This window comes from Sphingosinicella flava (assembly GCF_016025255.1).
Classification (GTDB): Bacteria; Pseudomonadota; Alphaproteobacteria; order Sphingomonadales; family Sphingomonadaceae; genus Allosphingosinicella; species Allosphingosinicella flava.
This window is the reverse complement of sequence record NZ_CP065592.1, coordinates 1,785,700-1,803,868: the sequence shown is the minus strand read 5'-3', so window position 1 is coordinate 1,803,868 and position 18,169 is coordinate 1,785,700. Positions and strand designations below refer to the sequence as shown.

Genomic DNA, 18,169 nt, shown 5'->3' with positions numbered 1-18,169 from the left:
GGTCTGCATATAGGTTCGGTGGCGCGGAATGTCAGGCGGGCGGCGGCACCGCGCCGGGACCGGAAGGGGTCACAGGCGGAGCGGCGGTTGCCGCGCGCGGTTCGAGAAGGGCTGCCGTCTCGATCGTGTCCAGCGCACGGCGCGCGGCGACGTAGCGGCGCGCATCGGCGATCCAGCCGGATGCCGCTTCATGCCCGGGAATGCGAAGCACTTCGGCGAGCGCGACGTCGACTTGCCCGGCCTCCAGCCGCCGCGTGGCGCGCGCCAGCCGGTCGCCCGGCACGGTGGAAGGGGTGCCGGTCTTGCGGACGGTGATCAGCGATCCGAGCTCCGCCTTGAAGGCGTGCCACCAATTCCGGTCGCCGCCGCCGCTCATCAGCGCCGGCCCGGTTTCTTGCAGGCCGTCCTGCAATTCCTGCAACGTGATCGGCTCGCGCGCGGCGGCGATGATCGTGCCGACGGCTTGTGGCTGGCTGGTGCCGAAACGCTGGCGCAACAGCCCTTCGAGATAGCCGAGCGCCACGCCCCGGTCGAGCGCGCGCCGCGCGGCGAAGGCGACCAGCAGGCCTTCCGCCCGGTCGGCGTTGCCGACGGCGGCTTGGCTCTGATTGGCGATGTCGGTCACCCGCTGTTCCAGCAAAGAGAGGCGCTGCGCGAGATAGGGATCGGCGGCCGGCGCGACACCGGGCGACTGAGGCTGGGGCGTTGCTACCGGCACGGCTATCCGCACTTCCTTGCGCAAACCGAGATAATCCGCCGCCGCATCCCAGCGCGTCAGAACCCAGCCCATGGCGGCAAGGCCGATGAGGAAAGCAAGGATCGCAAGGATCAGCGGGCCCAGCAGCCCGCCCCGTTTTCTTTGCGGCGGGGCGGCCGGAGCCTGGGGCGCGGGGTCGGTCATGTCCATCACGGAACCTTAACACCGCACAGCCGCGCGGCAAGTTCCAGCAGGCTTTCATCGCGCGGGTGCGCGGCAATGCTCTTCGCGGCCCATCCGCCGCCCGCCGCTTCGGCGGCCGCCGGACTGATGGCGGCCAGAGTCACGCGCGCCCGGTCAACACCGCCCTCATCCACCAATTTTCCGAAGGTTTCCGCCGCGCGCGGGGAATGAAGGAGGATGAGAGTGCCATCCATCAGCGCGCTCACCGCCCGGGACGGGAGGGAATCGGCGGCTTCGGCGGCGTAGACGGGGCAGGCCGTGACCGACAATCGGCCGCAGCTTAAGGGAATGTGATCGCGCCCGCATAAATGAAGGCCATGCCTGACGCCCTGTTCTTCCGCCATCCGGGCCAGGGCAGCGCCGTCGGCGGGCCCCGTGCGGATGTCGGAAAAACCCGCGAGCGCCGCCGCTTGGGCCGTCGCCGCGCCGACCGCGTAGCAGGGAAGGTCGAAAAAGGCTTCGAGCTTGGGCCCGCCCAGGCGCGCCGCGTTGGCGCTCGTCATAAGGACGGCATCGAAGGGAGGCCGGCCGGGCGGATCCCAGGGAATGGGTTTCGTTTCGAACAAAGGGGCGACGATTGGCTGAAGGCCCAGGCTCTTGGCCCGCAGTGCCGATTCCGACGCCGCCGGTTCCGGACGCAGGATCAGAACGTCCCTGGTCATCCCACGAACAGGCCGCGCAAGGCCGGGCTTGCCCTTTCGAGGAGCATGGCCGCGAGCCGTTCCGGAGCGGCGCCGTCATCGACGGCGAACAGGATTTCGCCCGCCTGCCGCTCCCGCCCGTCATTGGTCAGGATTTCGGCGCGCAGCAGGATCTCTCCATCCGCAATCGTGGCCAGTGCCGCGATGGGGGATCGGCAATCGCCGCCCAGCCGTTCCAGCAGCCGCCGCTCGGCGCGCACGCACAGGCTCGTCGGCCGGTGATCGATCGCAACGACGAGGGCGCGGACTTCAGCGTTGTCCGTCAGCACTTCGACTCCGACCGCGCCTTGCGACGGGGCGGGCAGCATGTCCTCGATCGCGACGCCCGCCGCCTCGTCCAGCCGGTCCAATCCTGCGGCAGCGAGCAAGGTTGCGTCCGCCTCGCCTCCAGCCAGCTTACGCAACCGCGTCGCGACATTGCCGCGAATGGGCACGATGTTGAGGTCCGGCCGCCGCGCCAGCACTTGCGCGGCCCGGCGTGGAGAAGAAGTGCCGACCCGGGCGCCATCCGCGAGTGCGTCGAGGCTCTCCGCGCCGATCAGCCGGTCGCGCACGTCGGCGCGGGGCAGCATCGCCGCCACGGTCAGCGCGCCGGGCCGGATCGTCTCGACATCCTTCATCGAATGGACGGAGAGATCGGTGCGTCCGTCGAGGAGGCAGCGGTCCAGTTCCTTCGTCCACAGCGCCTTGCCGCCGACTTCGGCGAGCGGCCGGTCCTGAATGATGTCGCCCGTCGTGGTGATCGGGACGATCTCGATATCGGCGTCAGAGAGGCCGTGCGCGGCCTTCAACGCATCGGCCGTCATGCGGGCCTGGGCAAGCGCGAGCGGCGATCCGCGGGTTCCGATGCGAAGGGGACGGTTCATCGGCGCTTGTGCTAGCGGCTAAGGCGGTGGCAGGGAAGAATATATGAGCCTCATTCTCGGCATTGAATCGAGCTGCGACGAAACGGCGGCGGCTTTGGTCACATCCGACCGCCATATCCTCGCGCAGCGCGTCGCGGGACAGGAAAGCGCGCACCGTCCGTTCGGCGGCGTCGTCCCGGAAATCGCCGCGCGCGCCCATGTCGAAATCCTGCCCGCCTTGATCGCGGACGTGCTGGCCGAAGCCCGGATCGCGCTTGCCGGCGTCGACGCCATCGCCGCGACGGCGGGCCCGGGCCTTATCGGCGGCGTCATGGTCGGGCTGATGACCGGCAAGGGCTTGGCCCTCGCCGCGAACAAGCCGCTCATCGCGGTCAACCATCTGGAAGGCCATGCCCTTTCGCCGATGCTGACCGACCCGAATCTCGCCTTCCCCTATCTCCTTCTCCTCGTGTCGGGCGGCCATTGCCAATTGCTCTTCGTCGAAGGCGTCGGCCGCTACCGCCGCCTCGCCACCACCATCGACGACGCGGCGGGCGAGGCGTTCGACAAGAGCGCGAAGCTCCTCGGCCTCGGCTTTCCCGGCGGTCCGGCGGTCGAAAAAGCGGCGAAGGACGGCGATTCTGAGGCCGTGCCCCTGCCACGCCCGCTCACCGGCACCGCGGAGCCGCATTTTTCCTTCGCGGGCCTCAAGAGCGCGGTGCTGCGCGCACACGACTCCGGCCATTATTCGGTTCCCGACATCGCCGCCTCTTTCCAGAGGGCGGTCGTCGATTGCCTCCTCGACCGCACGAAACGTGCCTTGACCCATGCCGCCGGTGCGACGGCGCTCGTCGTCGCTGGCGGGGTGGCCGCCAATCAAGCGGTGCGCGGCGCGCTTCAAGCGCTTGCCGACGCGCACGATCTGCCCTTCGTCGCGCCGCCGCTCTGGCTCTGCACCGACAATGCCGCGATGATCGCCTGGGCAGGGGCGCTGCGTTATGAAGCCGGGATGGTCGACGGATTGGACGCCGCGGCGCGGGCGCGCTGGCCACTCGATCCGGCGGCGGAAAAGGCACGGGGAGCGGGGGTCAAGGCATGAAACTGGGTGTGATCGGCGGCGGCGCCTGGGGCACCGCCCTGGCGCAGGTCGCGGCGGCGAAGGGGCAGGAAACCCTTCTCTGGGCGCGCGAGCCGGACGTCGTGGCGAGCGTCAACGCCGCGCATGAAAACCGCCTCTATCTTCCCGGCATTCCGCTCAACCCGGCGATCCGCGCGACCGGAGATCTCGCCGATACCGCGGACTGCGATGCCTTGCTCATCGTCACCCCCGCCCAGCATATGCGGACTGTGATTGCCGATCTTCCGCCGCGCGACGTCCCGCTCGTCCTGTGCGCGAAGGGGATCGAGGACAAGACCGGCCTCTTTCTCCACGATGTCGCGCGCACCATGCAGCCGCGCGGGGCGATCGCCGTCTTGTCGGGCCCCACCTTTGCCCACGAAGTCGCCGCCGGACTGCCCACCGCCGTCACCCTCGCGATCGAGGATCAGGCGATGGGGGAAAGGCTGCGCGACCGGCTCGCCGGACCTGCCTTCCGCCCCTATCTGTCCAGCGACGTGGCCGGCGCGGAAATCGGCGGCGCGGTGAAAAACGTCCTCGCCATCGCTTGCGGCGTTGTCGAAGGGAAGAGACTGGGGCAGAATGCCCGCGCGGCCCTTATTTCGCGGGGCTTTGCCGAAATGACTCGTTTCGGCCTCGCCAAGGGCGCTCGCGTCGAAACGCTGGCGGGCCTGTCCGGCCTCGGCGATCTCGTCCTTACCTGCTCGTCCATCAGTTCGCGCAATTTCAGCCTCGGCAAGGGCTTGGGCGAAGGCAAAAGCGCGGCGGAACTGATGGCCGACCGCCGCACCGTGGCCGAAGGCGCATTCACCGCGCCGGTGCTCCTGCGGGTCGCGAAGGCTGCCAATGTCGATATGCCGATCGCGGCGGCGGTCTGCGCCTTGCTTGCGGGGGACTGCACCGCCGACGAGGCGGTCGAGCGTCTCCTCGCCCGGCCGCTCAGGAGCGAAGGCGTTTAGGCGCTGATCGGCCCCTCGCCCTCGACCTTCTCATTGGCGAGCGCCAGCACCAGCACCGCGAGGGCGGCAAGGCCGATCAGCGGATAGAGTTCTCCTCTGGTGAGGCCGCTCTCCGCCTCCAGCACCGGTCCCGCCCGCGCGATCGACAACGCGCTCGCCGGATTGGCGATGGCGTGCGCGGGCAGCGCGACTATCAAGGCGGCGGCAACGGATAAGCGGATCGGGCGCATGCAAACCTCCTCAACGGCACGGGCGGTAGGGCCATGATGCCTCCGCTTGCCCTGTTCGTCGACCTGCGCATTCTCCGTGGGTAATTTCCGCCGGGCGGCGGGGTGATCCCGCCAACCGTCCTAAAAATCCCAGCAAATGCCCTTATTTTCCCAATCCCCGTAGCGTGTCGGCTCTTCGCCCTTGGGCCCGCCATGCTCCTCGGCTTCGGCCGCCGGTTGGGGCGCGGGCACCGGCGGGCTTTCCGACAGATGAGCGGGCGGGGTGGCGTGAGGCGGGCGCTGGCCGGGCATGGTCTTCTTTCCGTTGATAAGACGTGCTGTCGTCCCCACATTTCGGGTGTGGAGGGTGCAAAGGCAAGATGAACGGTTTGAGGACGATCCTGCTTCTTTCGGCGCTGACCGCCTTGTTCATGGCGTTGGGCTACACGCTCGGCGGCGCGGGCGGGGCCATGATGGCGCTCGCCTTCGCGGCGCTCATGAACCTCTTCACCTTCTGGAACGCGGACAGGATCGTGCTCAAGATGCACGACGCGCATGAGGTCGACGCCCGCACCGCGCCGCAATTCCACGCCATCGTGGCCGGCCTCGCCGCCCGCGCCGGCCTTCCCATGCCGCGCGTTTATTTGATCGACAGCCCCCATCCCAACGCCTTCGCCACCGGCCGCAATCCGGCCAACGCCGCCGTCGCCGCGACTACGGGCCTCCTCGCCATCCTCGATCGCGAAGAAGTCGCCGCCGTGATGGCGCACGAGCTTGCCCATGTGAAGAATCGCGACACGCTCATCATGACGATGACCGCGACCATCGCGGGGGCCATCTCCTTCCTCGCCAATTTCGGCCTCTTCTTCCGGGGCGGCGACAATCGTGGCAACGCGCTCGCCATGATCCTCGCCGTCATCGTCGCGCCCTTCGCGGCGATGATCGTGCAGATGGCGATCAGCCGCACCCGCGAATATTCGGCCGACCGGGGCGGCGCGGAAATCAGCGGCAATCCTCGTGCCCTCGCTTCGGCGCTGGCGAAGCTCGCGGGGGGCGCGGCCCGCATCCCCAATCCGGTAACGGCCCGCAATCCGGCTGCGGCGGCGCTCTACATCGTGCCCGGCGGGAGCGATAGCCTGTTCTCCACCCATCCCGATACCGGCAACCGCATCGCCGCCCTTCACGCCATCGCCGACGAAATGGGCTTGTCCTCGCCACCGCCTGTCGCCACAGCGTCGGGCATGACCGCCGTTCCCCCCAGTCGCCGCAAATCGAGCGCACTCGACCCTCACGGTCGGCGCCGCTGAGCGTGAAGGAACCTCAGGGCACGGCCTCGCGCCGTGCGGCCCTGCGCCTGATGGACGCGGTGTTGCGCAAGGGCCTGCCGCTCGAAGCGGCGCTCGACACCGCCGCCCGCGACGTGAAGCGCCCGGACGACCGCGCCTTCGCCCACGCCATCGTCGCCGAAGCGCTCCGCCGCCTCGCCGATCTCGACGCTCTGATCGATGGCGCGACGAAGAAGCCGCTGCCCGACGATTCCAAGGCTCGCGCGGCGCTCCGCATCGCGCTCGTCCAGGCGCTGGCGATGGATACGCCGCATCACGCCGCCATCTCGACCGTGCTGCCGCTGGTCGACGGTGGCCCCCGCCGCCTCGTCCACGGTGTGTTCAGCAGCGTAATCAAGAAGGGCGCGGCCCTCCCCGAAATCCCGAACCTCCCCGGAAACGTCCGCCACCGCTGGCAGCAGGCCTGGGGCGGCCTCGTCGTCGAAGCCGCCTCCCACGCCCTCGCCACGCCCCCGCCGCTCGACCTCATCTTCAAGGACGATGCGGCGCTGGAGCGTTTCAAACACGCATTGTGCTCCGGCGCAGGCCGGAGCCCAGCGGCGCCGGGCGAAGAAGCTGGACCCCGGCCTTCGCCGGGGAACGCAAGCGGAGTTGAAGAGCCCCTCTCCCTCATGCCCCGCCACCTTCGCCTCCCCGCCCGCACCCGCGTGTCCGACCTTCCGGAATTCGAAGCGGGCGACTGGTGGGTGCAGGACATTTCCGCCAGCCTCCCCGCTCGCTTGCTGGGGGACGGCAAGGGCAAGACCGCCCTCGATCTGTGCGCCGCGCCCGGCGGCAAGACGATGCAGCTCGCCGCCGCCGGATATGACGTGACGGCGGTGGATGCCTCCGCAAAGCGCCTCGAACGCCTCGCCGAAAATTTCGCCCGCACGAAATTGAACGCCACAACGATTGCCGCCGATGTCATGCATTGGCAGCCGAGGGAACAAGTCGACGCCATCCTGCTCGACGCCCCCTGCTCGGCGACGGGCATCTTCCGCCGCCATCCTGATGTCCTCTACCGCGCAAGGCCGCGCGTGATCGCGGAACTAGCGGAGGCCCAGAAAGCGATGCTGGCAAGGGCGGCGGGGTGGCTGAAACCCGGCGGCACCCTCGTCTATTCCGTTTGCTCGCTGGAGCCGGAAGAAGGCGAGAGAGTGGTCGAAGCCTTCCGCGAAGCCCACCCCGATTTCGAAATCCTCCCGATCCGCCCGGATGAAATGGCGGACGGCACGGCGCCCTCACAAGAAGGATATCTTCGTATCCTGCCTGGCGCACTAGCCGAACAAGGCGGTGCTGACGGGTTCTTCATGGTGCGGATGCGAAAGCTAAGATGAAGTCCAGCAGAAGGCATAACTTCCTTGTTTTTCTGATATGAGTTAGGCTCTGTGATCTGTAATCCGCAGCTGAATATTCCTCTCTTCTCCTACGGCACGCTTCAGCAGGAAAATGTGCAGCTCGCTACTTTCGGGCGCCTTCTGGAGGGGCGGGCGGATGCGCTCGCGGGCTATCGTCTCGAAGCTATAACCATCGACGATCCGGCGGTGGTCGCGGCGAGCGGACTTGCCGTCCACCATATCGCCGTCCCGAGTAGCGATTCCGCCGACCAGGTGCCGGGTACCGTCTTCCAGATCACGGCAGAGGAGCTGGCCGCATCCGACGCCTATGAAGTTGAAGCCTACACCCGCATCGAAGCGCCTCTTGCTTCGGGTAGCACCGCATTCGTCTATGTGCGCGCTTGAGCCGGAGGGCTCAGTCCGCCCGTTCGAGCGTCATCAGCAACTCGGCCACATCGCCCTCGCTTTCGTACCGCTCGACGAAGCGGAAGCCGGATTTCTCGAGCACGCGCAAGGACGGCCGATTATGTTCGGCGACGGTGGCGAAGACGGGGCGTTCGGGAAACAGGGTGAGGAATTCCGCAACCGCCCGGGCCGCGATGCCCCGGTCCCATAAGGCCCGGTCCAGCCAATAGGCGATTTCCCACCGGCCTTCCCGCGGGAAAGCGCAGACGTAGCCGGCAACGCCGTCCTCGACCTCGATGGTTCGGACCCAGAAGCCGGGATCATCCAGAATTTTCGCCCAATGGGCGTCGAACGCCTCCCGCCCGCGCGAAGGAAAAGCGGCGAGCTCCGTCGCGACTGGATCGCACTGATGTTCGAAAAAAGCCTGCAGGTCTTCTTGGCGAACGGTCCTCAGCATTTGGCCCTCCAGGCCTCCTCATGGATGCCGCCTTGCCACAATCCGGCGGGAAAGGATCCTACACCGTTCAATAACTCGGCCGCACCCTTTCCTACAGGCCCTTTGCCTCGTAAGCTGCGACCGCTCCTTCTCATTGCAATATTCCTCTTAGGCGAACGCTCTGCTCGACCCGATCCGATTTCCCTTTCTGGGCTTTTGAAAACATCGCCACACCCTCATTTTCATCAACTTCCCGGCGTAGAAGAGCCCAGGCTGCCGCGCTGCCATCGTCACCATCAAGCCCGATGGTTGCCCCTCGCCGCCCGAGCCGTTAAGGCCCAGCCATGCAGCAGCCGGTCCGCATCTCGCCCTCCATTCTCTCCGCCGATTTTTCGAAGCTGGGAGAGGAAGTGCGGGCGATCGATGCGGCGGGCGCGGACTGGATCCATATCGATGTGATGGACGGCCATTTCGTGCCGAACCTCACCATTGGCCCGGCAGTCGTGAAGGCGCTTCGCCCGCATACGGCGAAGCCGTTCGATGTCCATCTGATGATCGCGCCGGTGGATCATTTCCTAGAGGCCTTTGCGGAGGCCGGGGCGGACATCATCACCGTCCATCCCGAAGCCGGTCCGCACCTCCACCGCACGATCCAGGCGATCAAGGCGCTGGGCAAGAAAGCGGGCGTCTCCCTCAATCCGGCGACGCCGGCCAAGATGCTCGATTATGTGCTGGAGGAGGTCGACCTCGTTCTCGTCATGAGCGTCAACCCGGGCTTCGGCGGGCAGAGCTTCATCGACAGCCAGCTCCGCAAGATCGAGGCGATCCGCAAGCAGATCGACAAGACCGGCAAGCAGATCGACCTCGAAGTGGATGGCGGCGTCGACCAGTCCAACTGCCGCCGGATCGTCGATGCCGGTGCCGACGCGCTGGTCGCGGGCACCGCCACTTTCCGGGGCGGGCCGGGCAGATACGCAGAGAATATCAGAAACCTGCGCGGCTGAGGCCGCACGCACACGAGGATAAGATGGATCAGGTCAAGGTCACGCGCGCCCTTCTTTCGGTTTCGGACAAGACGGGGCTCGTCGAGCTTGGCCGGGCGCTGGCCGCGCAAGGCGTCGATCTCGTCTCCACCGGCGGCACTGCCAAGGCGCTACGCGACGCCGGTCTCGACGTGCGCGACATTTCCGACCTTACCGGTTTCCCGGAAATGATGGACGGCCGGGTGAAGACGCTCCACCCAAAGGTCCATGGCGGCCTCCTCGCCGTTCGCGACAATCCCGAACATGTTGCCTCCATGGAGGAGCATGAGATTGGCGCCATCGACCTCGTCGTCGTCAATCTCTACCCCTTTGCCGAGACGGTCGCAAAGGGCGCGGAGCGGGACGAGATTATCGAGAATATCGATATTGGCGGCCCGTCCATGGTCCGCTCGGCCGCAAAGAACCATGCGCATGTCGCCATCGTCACCGATCCCGCCGATTATGCGGAATTGATCGGAGAGCTGGAAGCGAATGGCGGCGCGACGTCGCTCGCCTTTCGCAAGCGCCTCGCCGCCAAGGCCTATGCTGCCACGGCGGCTTACGATTCCGCCATCGCCGGATGGTTCGCCCATGTCGATCAGGGCGAGCGCTTTCCCAACAGTGTCGCCATTCCGATGGTGAAGCAGGCGGAGCTTCGCTATGGCGAAAATCCGCACCAGATCGCGGCGCTCTATACGCAGGCGGCAGGCGGCGTGAACGGCATCGCCCAGGCGCGCCAGATCCAGGGCAAGGAACTCTCCTACAACAATTACAACGATGCTGACGCCGCTCTCGAACTGGTGAGCGAGTTTCGGGATGGGCCGCCGACCGTGGTGATCGTGAAGCATGCCAATCCGTGCGGCGTCGCTTCGGCCGATACGCTGATCGACGCCTACAGGCATGCCTTCGCTTGCGACACGGTTTCGGCCTTTGGCGGGATCATCGCCGTGAACCGTCCGCTCGATGGGCCCACCGCCGAGGCGATTTCAGGCATTTTCACCGAGGTCGTGGTTGCTCCCGATGCGGATGAGGCGGCGCGCGCCGTCTTTGCGCGCAAGAAGAATCTCCGGCTGCTCCTCACCGGCGATCTGCCCGATCCCGCGCGGCGCGGGCGCGTGATGAAGTCGATCGCCGGCGGGTTTCTGATCCAGTCGCGCGACAATGGCATGATCGGCAGAGACGATCTCAAGGTCGTCACTGACCGGGCGCCGTCGGAACAGGAGCTGGCGGACTGTCTCTTCGCCTGGACGGTCGCCAAGCATGTGAAGTCGAACGCCATCGTCTACGCCAAGGGCGGCGCGACGGCGGGCATCGGCGCGGGCCAGATGAACCGCCTCGAATCCGCGCGCATCGCCGCCTGGAAGGCCAAGGACGCGGCGGAAAAAGCGGGTTGGGCCGAACCGCGCACCATCGGCTCTGCGGTGGCCTCGGACGCTTTCTTCCCATTCGCGGACGGTTTGATGGCAGCGGTCGAGGCGGGCGCGACGGCGGTGATTCAGCCGGGCGGCTCGATCCGCGACGATGAAGTGATCGCGGCCGCCAATGAAGCGGGGCTCGCCATGGTTTTCACCGGCATGCGTCACTTCCGGCACTGAGCCGGGATCAGGCGGGGGCCGATCCCCCCGGCGGAGGCAAGGTCGGCTCTTCTGGTTTCTTCATCCGGAACAGCGCGCGATCCTCGTGCGTGAAACCCCAGCGCCAGACGATCGCGCCGAAGGTGAGGAGGATAAGCGGCACGCCCAGGATCAATTCGCTCCATTCCGGAATGCGCGTCACGCCATAGCCGATCAGCCCCGCCGCGAGCGCCGCCCAGACGAGCGGCCAGCGCCATGCCTGCACCGGCGCCCCGAGCAGGCGACCGAGCAGCCGCGACTTGAGGATGGACGCAAGGCCGACCGCCGCCATCAGCGCGATGGCGACACCGGCGGCGATGAAGGTCGATTGACTGTCCGGAATGGGATTGCCGGCCGCGTCGGTCATGTAGCGCGGGAAGAAGGGGCGGACCTCTCGCAACAGAAAGATAAGCGCGATCGAAAGCCCGGCCTGCACCGCCAGCATCAGCAGCGAGATCATCAAATTGCGATGCCGCGCGATGTAGACGAGCGCCGCTTCCGACACCACGGCGGTCGCGGCAATCGCTTCGGCAAAGAGGAGGAAGGCGAGCGCGCCCGTGCCGCCGGTGAAGCCGGGACCGACCAATCCCATGACCGCTTTACCCGGTATGGCGAGCGCCAGCGCGATGCCCGTCTGGGCGGCAATGATCCAGAATCCGACCTGGCGGACCTGACGTGCCACGGCGACCTTGTCGTCCTCCGCGAGCTTTTCGGTGATGACCGGGCCCAGGATCGGATCGAAACTGGTCTTCAGTTTCTGCGGCAGCGAGGCGACCTGCTGGGCGACATAGTAGACGCCGACGATGGCTGGCGAGAAGAACAGGCCGAGGATAGCGATGTCGAGGCGGCGAGACCCCCATTCGATGGCGTCGGCGGCAGCGAGCGGGGTGTTGCGCCGGGCAAGGTTCCACAAGGCGCCGGGATCGGGCCGCCAGCCGGTGGGCAGACCGTAGCTTTTGTAGAGCGGCCATAAGGAGGCGAGCAGGGCCGCCACCATCGACAGCACATAGGCGATAATGAGCCCGTCGCGCGACGAGAGGTAGGAGAGAGCGAAGGCCGCGATGCTGATCGTCCACGGCTCGACGATCGCGCGTGCCGTTACAGTCGCCTTCACGTTGTGGCGGTAGGCGAGCGCCGCCAGCGACACGTCGGACCCGGCGATCGCGAAGACGATCAGCGGCAGCAGCCATTCGAAGCCGTGGATCTGGCTGTTGGGAAACATGGCTTGTGGAAAGACGGCGAGAATGACGGTCGCGATGCCCGATGCGATGAAAGCGACGAGCAACGCATCCGCCACCACGCAGACATGCGGCTTGTCGGTATGGCTGAGCTGTTGGGCAAGGCCGCGCTTCAGGCCGAGGGTTGCGAGCTGCGCGGCGAATTCGACGATCAGGATGGCATAAGCGAAGCGGCCAAGAAGCTCGGGCCCATAGATCCGTCCCGCAATGAACAGGAAGGGCAGGCGCGCGGCGAGGCGGAGCAGGAAGCCGAAGAAATTCGTCCGGCCGCCGCGCGCCAGCGCGGCGATATCGTCGTCGGTCTCGGCCGGGCTTCGCGCCGTCAATGCGCAGCGCCCCAGTTCGGGCCGGTGCCGATTTCGACGCCCAACGGCACGGACAGGGTGACGGCCGGTTCGGCGGCGCCCTCCATGATCCGGCGGATGACGGTGCTCGCGCGTTCAACGTCATCCTCGGGCACTTCGAAGACCAGTTCGTCATGGACCTGCATCAGCATGCGGACGGCGCCGAGCCCTTCGGCTTCCAGCGCCGGGCACATGCGGGCCATGGCGCGCTTGATGATGTCGGCGCTGGTGCCCTGGATCGGCGCATTGATCGCCGCCCGCTCGGCGCCCTGGCGCTCATGCTGGACCTTGCTCTTGATGCTCGGGAAGTGTGTTTTCCGCCCGAAAAGGGTGGTCGTGTAGCCGAGGTCGCGGACCTTGTGGAGCGTATCGGCAATGTAGTTTGAAATGCCGGGAAAGCGCTCGAAATAGCGGTCGATCATCGCCTGCGCCTCGTCCGCCGTGATGCCGAGACGGCCGGCAAGCCCCCAGCGCGAAATGCCGTAGAGAATGGCGAAGTTGATCGTCTTGGCGCTGGCACGCGTGTCGCGGTTCACTTCGCCGAACAGTTCCTGGGCGGTGATGTTGTGAATGTCCGCGCCTTCGGAAAAGGCGTGCTTCAGCTCCGGCACATCCGCCATGTGGGCGGCAAGACGAAGCTCGATCTGGCTATAGTCGGCGGCAAGAATGACGTGCCCGGGCTCGGCGATGAACATATCGCGAATACGGCGGCCGACTTCGGTGCGGATCGGAATGTTCTGGAGGTTGGGATCGGTCGAGGACAGCCGTCCCGTCTGGGCGCCGGACAGGCTGTAGCTGGTATGGACGCGGCCGGTGTCCGGATTGATCTGCTGGACGAGCGCGTCGGTATAGGTCGCCTTCAATTTCGACAGCTGCCGCCATTCGAGGATCATGTTGGCGATCGGCACGCCGTCTTTGGCGAGACGTTCGAGCTCGTTGACGTCGGTCGACCAAGTGCCGGACTTGCCCTTGCGGCCGCCCTGCAGCTGCATTTTGTCGAACAGCACGTCGCCCAATTGCTTGGGGCTGCCGATGGTGAACTTGCATCCCGCTTCCTCGCAGATGCGGTCTTCCAGTTCGGCGATCTGGTGCGCGAATTCGGTGGAAAGCCCTTGCAGTCCTTCCCTATCGACCTTCACGCCCTCCCGTTCCATGCGGGCGACCACGGCGACCAGAGGGCGGTCGACCATCTGATAGACGCGCGTCACCCCTTCCGGCGCCAGCCGTGCGTGAAAGCGGGTCCAGAGGCGCAGAGTGACGTCGGCATCCTCGGCCGCATATTCGGTGGCGCGCGCGAGGGACACTTCGTTGAACGTGATCTGGCTTTTGCCGGTGCCGCAAACCTCCTTGTAGGTCAGGCAGTCATGGTCGAGATGCTTCTTGGCGAGATCATCCATGCCATGGCTGTTGAGGCCGCCCGCATCGAGATCGAAGCTCATGACCAGCGTGTCGTCCAAGGGCGCCACCTTGATGCCGCGCCGGTCGAGCACGACCCAATCGAACTTGAAATTATGACCGATCTTCAGCGTTGCGGGATCTTCCAGCAGCGGCTTCAGCTTCGAAAGAACCAGCGATGCGGGAAGCTGGTCCGGACGGTCGTTCAGCAGATCGTGGCCGCCATGCTCGAGCGGAATGTAGCAGGCCTTGCCGCATTCGGTCGCGAGGCTGATGCCGACGAGTGTGGCGCTGACGCAATCGCGGCTGTCGGTTTCCGTGTCGAGCGCGACCCTCCCTTCCGCGAAGGCAGCGGCGATCCAGCGGTCGAGGGCGGCTTCGTCCGTTACCGTCTCATAGGACGAGCGGTCGATCTCCGGTTCCGGCCGCACCTCCTGCTGCCTGGGCATCGCCGCGGGCGAGGTGGAATCGTTGGACGTTGCGCGCGCGCTCCCGCCGTCCAATTTGGCGATCAGCGACTTGAAGCCGTGATAGTCGAGAAATTCGCGCAAGGGCGCGTCCGGAATGCCCTTCATGGCGAGGTCTTCCAGCGGCTCGGGCAGCGGAGAATCGCAGACGAGCCGGACGAGCTCGCGCGACAGCCGGGCCGCGTCCGCATGCTCGATCAGATTGGCCTTGAGCTTGGGCTTCTTGATGTCCTCGACATTGGCGAGGACATTCTCGACCGTGCCGTAATCCTGGATGAGCTGCGAAGCCGTCTTCGGCCCAATGCCCGGCACGCCCGGCACGTTGTCGACGCTGTCGCCCATCAGCGCCAGCACCTCGCCCAATTGCTCGGGCGGCACGCCGAATTTCTCGATGACGTAGTCGCGGCCGATGCGGCGGTCGTTCATCGTGTCGAGCATGTCGAGCCCAGGCTCGATCAGCTGCATCAGATCCTTGTCGGAACTGACGATGGTGACGCTCCAACCCTGCTTCAGCGCCGCCTTGGCATAACAGGCGATGATGTCGTCGGCCTCAAGCCCTTCCTCCTCGATGCAGGGGAGGGAGAAAGCGCGGGTCGCGTCGCGGATCAGCGGGAATTGCGGCACCAGCTCCGGCGGCGGCGGCGGGCGGTGCGCCTTATACTGATCGTACATCTCGTTGCGGAACGTCTTGGCCGACGCGTCGAAAATGACCGCGAGGTGGGTCGGCCCGTCCGCCTTGTGCAGGCTTTCCGCGAGCTTCCACAGCATCGTCGTATAGCCGTAGACCGCGCCGACATTGAGGCCATGGCGATTGGTAAGTGGCGGCAGGCGGTGAAAGGCCCGGAAAATGTAGCTGGAGCCGTCGACCAGATAGAGATGCGGGGAAGCCATCGGGCGTGCTTAGCGCAATGATGGGGCCGATGGAACGTTTAGCGGCGTCAGCACGGTGTCCAGCGCTTCGGGCGCCAAATCCGGATGGTCGAGCGTGTAATGAAGCCCCCGGCTTTCCTTGCGGGCGAGGGCGCAGCGGACGATGAGGCCTGCCACCTCGACGAGGTTGCGAAGCTCGATGAGGTCGCTCGTCACCCGGAAATTGCCGTAATAATCCGCCGTCTCCTGCCGCAGCAGCTCCACCCGGTTCGCCGCGCGCTCCAGCCGCTTCGTGGTGCGGACGATGCCGACATAATCCCACATGAAGCGGCGAATTTCCTTCCAATTATGGTGGACGACCACTTCTTCATCGGAATCGGTGACGCGGCTTTCGTCCCACGGCCGGATGGCGGGCGGAGGCGGGAGATCGGCCCAGTTGCGATTGATATGCTCCGCCGCCGCCGTTCCGAAGACGAGGCATTCAAGCACCGAATTGGACGCCAGGCGGTTGGCGCCGTGCAGCCCCGACTGCGTTACTTCGCCCGCCGCATAGAGGCCGGTGAGGTCGGTTCGCCCATTCAGGTCCACCACAACGCCGCCGCACGTATAATGAGCGGCCGGGACGACCGGAATCGGCTCCTTCGTGATGTCGATGCCAAGCTCCATGAGCCGCGCATGGATGGTCGGAAAGTGGCCCTTCACGAAATCCGGATCGCGGTGGCTGATGTCGAGATGGACATAATCGAGACCCAATCGCTTCAGCTCATGGTCGATGGCGCGCGCCACCACGTCGCGCGGCGCCAGCTCGGCGCGAGGATCGAAATCCGGCATGAAGCGGTGACCGCTGCCCGGGATCTTCAGCTGTCCGCCCTCGCCGCGCATCGCTTCGGTGATCAGGAAATTCTTGACGTCATGATGGTAGAGACAGGTCGGGTGGAATTGGTTGAATTCCATGTTCGACACCCTGCAGCCCGCGCGCCAGGCCATGGCGATGCCGTCGCCGGTCGATCCCTTGGGGTTGGTCGAATAGAGCCAGGCCCGGCTCGCCCCGCCGGTCGCGAGCACCGTGGCCCGCGCTGCATAAGTGCAGACGCGGCCGGTCTTGCGATCGAGCCCATAGACGCCCCAGGCATGGCCGTCCGCCCCGTCGGGCACCGTATGGCGCGCAGTGATGAGGTCGATCGCGGCGACATCGGGGATGAGCGTGATGTTGGGATGATCGGCCGCGGCCTTTTCCAGCGCCTGCTGCACCGCCCAGCCGGTTGCGTCATTCACATGGACGATGCGGCGGTGGCTGTGGCCGCCCTCGCGCGTCAGATGCCAGCGTTCCTGATCGCCGGGATTGAAGGGAACGCCCAAGGCCGCCAGGCGCTCGATGGCGGCGGGCGCGTTGCCGACGACGAACTCCACGGCCTTGCGGTCGTTGAGGCCCGCGCCCGCGACCATCGTATCCTCGACATGGCTTTCGAACGTGTCGCCGGGCTCCAGCACCGCAGCGATCCCGCCCTGCGCCCAGGCGGTCGAACCGGCAGAAATATCGCCTTTCGCCAGCACGCCGACCTTCAAATTCGGCGCCAGGTTCAGCGCGGCCGTGAGGCCCGCAGCACCGGAGCCCACGACGATGACGTCGAAAGCGCGTTCAACCATTCGCGTTGGCGGCGCGAGTGAGGTTCAGGAACACGTCTTCAAGGTCCGCTTCCTTGGTCGACACGTCGACGATGCCGAGGCCGCGTTCCTGAAGCGCGGCGAGGACATCGCCCGCATTCACCCGATCCTTGCGGTAGGTGATGGACAAGGTGCGTTCGCCTTTCAGTTCGATCTTGTCGAAGCACGGTGCGTCAGGAGCGGCGGCGATATCCTTGTCGACGATCACCTCGACCACCTTTTCCTGCGCCATGCCGACCAGCGCGCGGGTCGGTTCGTTGGCGATGAGGCGGCCATGGTTGATGATCGCGATACGGTCGCACAATTCCTCGGCTTCTTCGAGATAATGGGTGGTGAGCACGACCGTCACGCCCTGCGCGTGGAGGGTGCGGACATAATCCCAGAGCTGCTGGCGAAGCTCGATATCGACGCCTGCCGTCGGCTCGTCGAGGACGAGAATGGGCGGCGCGTGCACCATCGCCTTGGCGACGAGCAGGCGGCGCTTCATCCCGCCGGACAGAGTGCGGGAATAGGCGTTGGCCTTGTCCTCGAGATGGACGGCCTTCAAAAGCTCCATCGTACGGCGCTGATCCTTGGGCACGCCGTAGAGACCAGCCTGCAATTCCAGCGTTTCGGCGGGCGTGAAGAAGGGATCGAACAGGATTTCCTGCGGCACGATGCCGATCGAGGCCTTGGCGTTGCGCGGATGCTTGTCGATGTCGAACCCCCAGATCGACACCGCGCCCTCGCTTTTGTTCACAAGGCCCGCGAGGATGTTGATGAGGGTCGACTTGCCGGCGCCGTTCGGCCCCAAAAGCCCGAAAATCTGGCCGCGCGGTACGTCGAGCGTCACACCGTCGAGGGCGCGCTTCCCGCCCTTATAGGTTTTCTGGAGATCGCGGATCGAAATGGCGGCGTCGGACATGCGCTTCGCATAGCGGCTAAGCGGCGCGCCGCAAAGCGCCGGAGATTGCGTGGGGCCATGGCCGTTGCTAGGAGGCGCGCCATGGCCACCGATCCGTTCACGCCCGAAACCGTCTTCGTCGATTCGCCCCGCGTCGCTTGCGACGGCGCAACCGACATTTCGCCCGCGCTCGGCCATCCGCGCGTCTATCTGCAGATCGACGAGAAGGGTTTCGCCGAGTGCGGCTATTGCGACAAGCGCTTCGTCCTGAAGGGCGGCCCGGCGGATACGAACCAAACGGCCTGATCATCAGTGTTCTTGCGAAAGCAGGAACCCAGCAGCAGCATTGGAACGAATGGACTCCTGCTTTCGCAGGAGCACGTCTGGCGCGCTTTCCC

The 18,169-nt window shown here is 66.0% G+C and carries 18 protein-coding genes; 8 read left to right on the top strand and 10 right to left on the bottom strand.

Translation table 11 applies throughout. The features are described 5' to 3' along the window. Positions 1-31: 31 nt before the first annotated feature. From IC614_RS09220 to hemC, 3 genes are read right to left on the bottom strand one after another with little or no spacing between them, the layout of a single operon-like run. Positions 32-907, bottom strand: coding sequence for a hypothetical protein (locus tag IC614_RS09220; RefSeq protein ID WP_200971039.1), 876 nt, complete (start codon positions 905-907; stop codon positions 32-34). Then, on the bottom strand, positions 907-1,602 hold the full coding sequence (locus IC614_RS09215; protein WP_200971038.1) for a uroporphyrinogen-III synthase: 696 nt from the start codon (positions 1,600-1,602) through the stop codon (positions 907-909). Before IC614_RS09215 ends, IC614_RS09220 begins: the two co-directional genes overlap by 1 nt. Next, complete coding sequence (gene hemC / locus IC614_RS09210) at positions 1,599-2,507, bottom strand: hydroxymethylbilane synthase (protein WP_200971037.1); 909 nt, start codon at positions 2,505-2,507, stop codon at positions 1,599-1,601. Before hemC ends, IC614_RS09215 begins: the two co-directional genes overlap by 4 nt. 43 nt (positions 2,508-2,550) lie before the next feature. Here hemC and tsaD point away from each other — a divergent pair, with 43 nt between their 5' ends. Together tsaD and IC614_RS09200 are read left to right on the top strand one after the other, a co-directional pair. Next, a complete protein-coding gene (gene tsaD, locus IC614_RS09205) occupies positions 2,551-3,585 on the top strand; it encodes a tRNA (adenosine(37)-N6)-threonylcarbamoyltransferase complex transferase subunit TsaD (protein ID WP_200971036.1) in 1,035 nt (344 codons plus the stop codon). Beyond that, on the top strand, positions 3,582-4,562 hold the full coding sequence (locus IC614_RS09200; protein ID WP_200971035.1) for an NAD(P)H-dependent glycerol-3-phosphate dehydrogenase: 981 nt from the start codon (positions 3,582-3,584) through the stop codon (positions 4,560-4,562). The genes tsaD and IC614_RS09200 overlap by 4 nt, the downstream gene beginning before the upstream one ends. On the opposite strand, the gene IC614_RS09195 is transcribed toward IC614_RS09200, so the two are convergent. Continuing rightward, on the bottom strand, positions 4,559-4,792 hold the full coding sequence (locus IC614_RS09195; protein WP_200971034.1) for a hypothetical protein: 234 nt from the start codon (positions 4,790-4,792) through the stop codon (positions 4,559-4,561). The two genes, IC614_RS09200 and IC614_RS09195, sit on opposite strands and share 4 nt — an antisense overlap. 120 nt (positions 4,793-4,912) lie before the next feature. Continuing rightward, positions 4,913-5,083 carry a DUF1674 domain-containing protein gene (locus IC614_RS09190; RefSeq protein ID WP_200971033.1) on the bottom strand — a complete coding sequence of 57 codons (171 nt, stop codon included), beginning with the start codon at positions 5,081-5,083 and terminating at the stop codon, positions 4,913-4,915. Between the two features lie 68 nt (positions 5,084-5,151). Between IC614_RS09190 and IC614_RS09185 the strand changes: the two genes are divergently transcribed. Genes IC614_RS09185 through IC614_RS09175 form a run of 3 tightly spaced genes read left to right on the top strand, consistent with a single transcriptional unit; the run spans position 5,152 to position 7,838 of the window. Continuing rightward, positions 5,152-6,078, top strand: coding sequence for a M48 family metalloprotease (locus IC614_RS09185; RefSeq protein WP_200971032.1), 927 nt, complete (start codon positions 5,152-5,154; stop codon positions 6,076-6,078). Further along, complete coding sequence (locus tag IC614_RS09180) at positions 6,042-7,433, top strand: RsmB/NOP family class I SAM-dependent RNA methyltransferase (RefSeq protein ID WP_404829152.1); 1,392 nt, start codon at positions 6,042-6,044, stop codon at positions 7,431-7,433. The genes IC614_RS09185 and IC614_RS09180 overlap by 37 nt, the downstream gene beginning before the upstream one ends. Before the next feature lie 51 nt (positions 7,434-7,484). Then, on the top strand, positions 7,485-7,838 hold the full coding sequence (locus IC614_RS09175) for a gamma-glutamylcyclotransferase family protein (protein WP_226372619.1): 354 nt from the start codon (positions 7,485-7,487) through the stop codon (positions 7,836-7,838). Positions 7,839-7,848: 10 nt separating this feature from the next. Here the strand turns inward: IC614_RS09175 and IC614_RS09170 are convergent, their stop codons facing one another. Beyond that, positions 7,849-8,295: a GNAT family N-acetyltransferase gene (locus IC614_RS09170; protein WP_200971031.1), complete on the bottom strand. Its 447-nt coding sequence runs from the start codon at positions 8,293-8,295 to the stop codon at positions 7,849-7,851. Between the two features lie 323 nt (positions 8,296-8,618). Between IC614_RS09170 and rpe the strand changes: the two genes are divergently transcribed. Next, the gene (rpe, locus tag IC614_RS09165) at positions 8,619-9,278 is read left to right on the top strand and encodes a ribulose-phosphate 3-epimerase (RefSeq protein WP_200971030.1); all 660 of its coding nucleotides are present in this window, start codon (positions 8,619-8,621) and stop codon (positions 9,276-9,278) included. A gap of 23 nt (positions 9,279-9,301) precedes the next feature. Further along, positions 9,302-10,891 (top strand): bifunctional phosphoribosylaminoimidazolecarboxamide formyltransferase/IMP cyclohydrolase, encoded by a 1,590-nt coding sequence (gene purH / locus IC614_RS09160; RefSeq protein WP_200971029.1) that lies wholly within the window; start codon positions 9,302-9,304, stop codon positions 10,889-10,891. Positions 10,892-10,898: 7 nt separating this feature from the next. Here the strand turns inward: purH and IC614_RS09155 are convergent, their stop codons facing one another. From IC614_RS09155 to IC614_RS09140, 4 genes are read right to left on the bottom strand one after another with little or no spacing between them, the layout of a single operon-like run. Further along, complete coding sequence (locus tag IC614_RS09155; protein WP_200971028.1) at positions 10,899-12,473, bottom strand: lipopolysaccharide biosynthesis protein; 1,575 nt, start codon at positions 12,471-12,473, stop codon at positions 10,899-10,901. Further along, a complete protein-coding gene (gene polA, locus IC614_RS09150) occupies positions 12,470-15,244 on the bottom strand; it encodes a DNA polymerase I (protein ID WP_200971027.1) in 2,775 nt (924 codons plus the stop codon). Before polA ends, IC614_RS09155 begins: the two co-directional genes overlap by 4 nt. A 9-nt stretch (positions 15,245-15,253) precedes the next feature. Continuing rightward, entirely contained in the window at positions 15,254-16,870 is a 1,617-nt protein-coding gene (gene nadB / locus IC614_RS09145) for an L-aspartate oxidase (RefSeq protein WP_200971026.1), read from the bottom strand. Beyond that, complete coding sequence (locus tag IC614_RS09140; protein ID WP_200971025.1) at positions 16,863-17,792, bottom strand: ABC transporter ATP-binding protein; 930 nt, start codon at positions 17,790-17,792, stop codon at positions 16,863-16,865. Before IC614_RS09140 ends, nadB begins: the two co-directional genes overlap by 8 nt. Before the next feature lie 81 nt (positions 17,793-17,873). On the opposite strand from IC614_RS09140, the gene IC614_RS09135 reads away from it, so the two are divergent. After that, positions 17,874-18,077 carry a zinc-finger domain-containing protein gene (locus tag IC614_RS09135; protein WP_200971024.1) on the top strand — a complete coding sequence of 68 codons (204 nt, stop codon included), beginning with the start codon at positions 17,874-17,876 and terminating at the stop codon, positions 18,075-18,077. The last annotated feature ends 92 nt before the right edge of the window (positions 18,078-18,169 follow it).

Excerpts from the sequence above, each read along its gene's own strand:
- IC614_RS09220 (WP_200971039.1), bottom strand. The coding sequence starts at position 907 with ATGGACATGACCGACCCCGCGCCCCAGGCTCCGGCCGCCCCGCCGCAA.
- IC614_RS09215 (WP_200971038.1), bottom strand. The coding sequence starts at position 1,602 with ATGACCAGGGACGTTCTGATCCTGCGTCCGGAACCGGCGGCGTCGGAA.
- hemC (WP_200971037.1), bottom strand. The coding sequence starts at position 2,507 with ATGAACCGTCCCCTTCGCATCGGAACCCGCGGATCGCCGCTCGCGCTT.
- tsaD (WP_200971036.1), top strand. The coding sequence starts at position 2,551 with ATGAGCCTCATTCTCGGCATTGAATCGAGCTGCGACGAAACGGCGGCG.
- IC614_RS09200 (WP_200971035.1), top strand. The coding sequence starts at position 3,582 with ATGAAACTGGGTGTGATCGGCGGCGGCGCCTGGGGCACCGCCCTGGCG.
- IC614_RS09195 (WP_200971034.1), bottom strand. The coding sequence starts at position 4,792 with ATGCGCCCGATCCGCTTATCCGTTGCCGCCGCCTTGATAGTCGCGCTG.
- IC614_RS09190 (WP_200971033.1), bottom strand. The coding sequence starts at position 5,083 with ATGCCCGGCCAGCGCCCGCCTCACGCCACCCCGCCCGCTCATCTGTCG.
- IC614_RS09185 (WP_200971032.1), top strand. The coding sequence starts at position 5,152 with ATGAACGGTTTGAGGACGATCCTGCTTCTTTCGGCGCTGACCGCCTTG.
- IC614_RS09170 (WP_200971031.1), bottom strand. The coding sequence starts at position 8,295 with ATGCTGAGGACCGTTCGCCAAGAAGACCTGCAGGCTTTTTTCGAACAT.
- rpe (WP_200971030.1), top strand. The coding sequence starts at position 8,619 with ATGCAGCAGCCGGTCCGCATCTCGCCCTCCATTCTCTCCGCCGATTTT.
- purH (WP_200971029.1), top strand. The coding sequence starts at position 9,302 with ATGGATCAGGTCAAGGTCACGCGCGCCCTTCTTTCGGTTTCGGACAAG.
- polA (WP_200971027.1), bottom strand. The coding sequence starts at position 15,244 with ATGGCTTCCCCGCATCTCTATCTGGTCGACGGCTCCAGCTACATTTTC.
- nadB (WP_200971026.1), bottom strand. The coding sequence starts at position 16,870 with ATGGTTGAACGCGCTTTCGACGTCATCGTCGTGGGCTCCGGTGCTGCG.
- IC614_RS09140 (WP_200971025.1), bottom strand. The coding sequence starts at position 17,792 with ATGTCCGACGCCGCCATTTCGATCCGCGATCTCCAGAAAACCTATAAG.
- IC614_RS09135 (WP_200971024.1), top strand. The coding sequence starts at position 17,874 with ATGGCCACCGATCCGTTCACGCCCGAAACCGTCTTCGTCGATTCGCCC.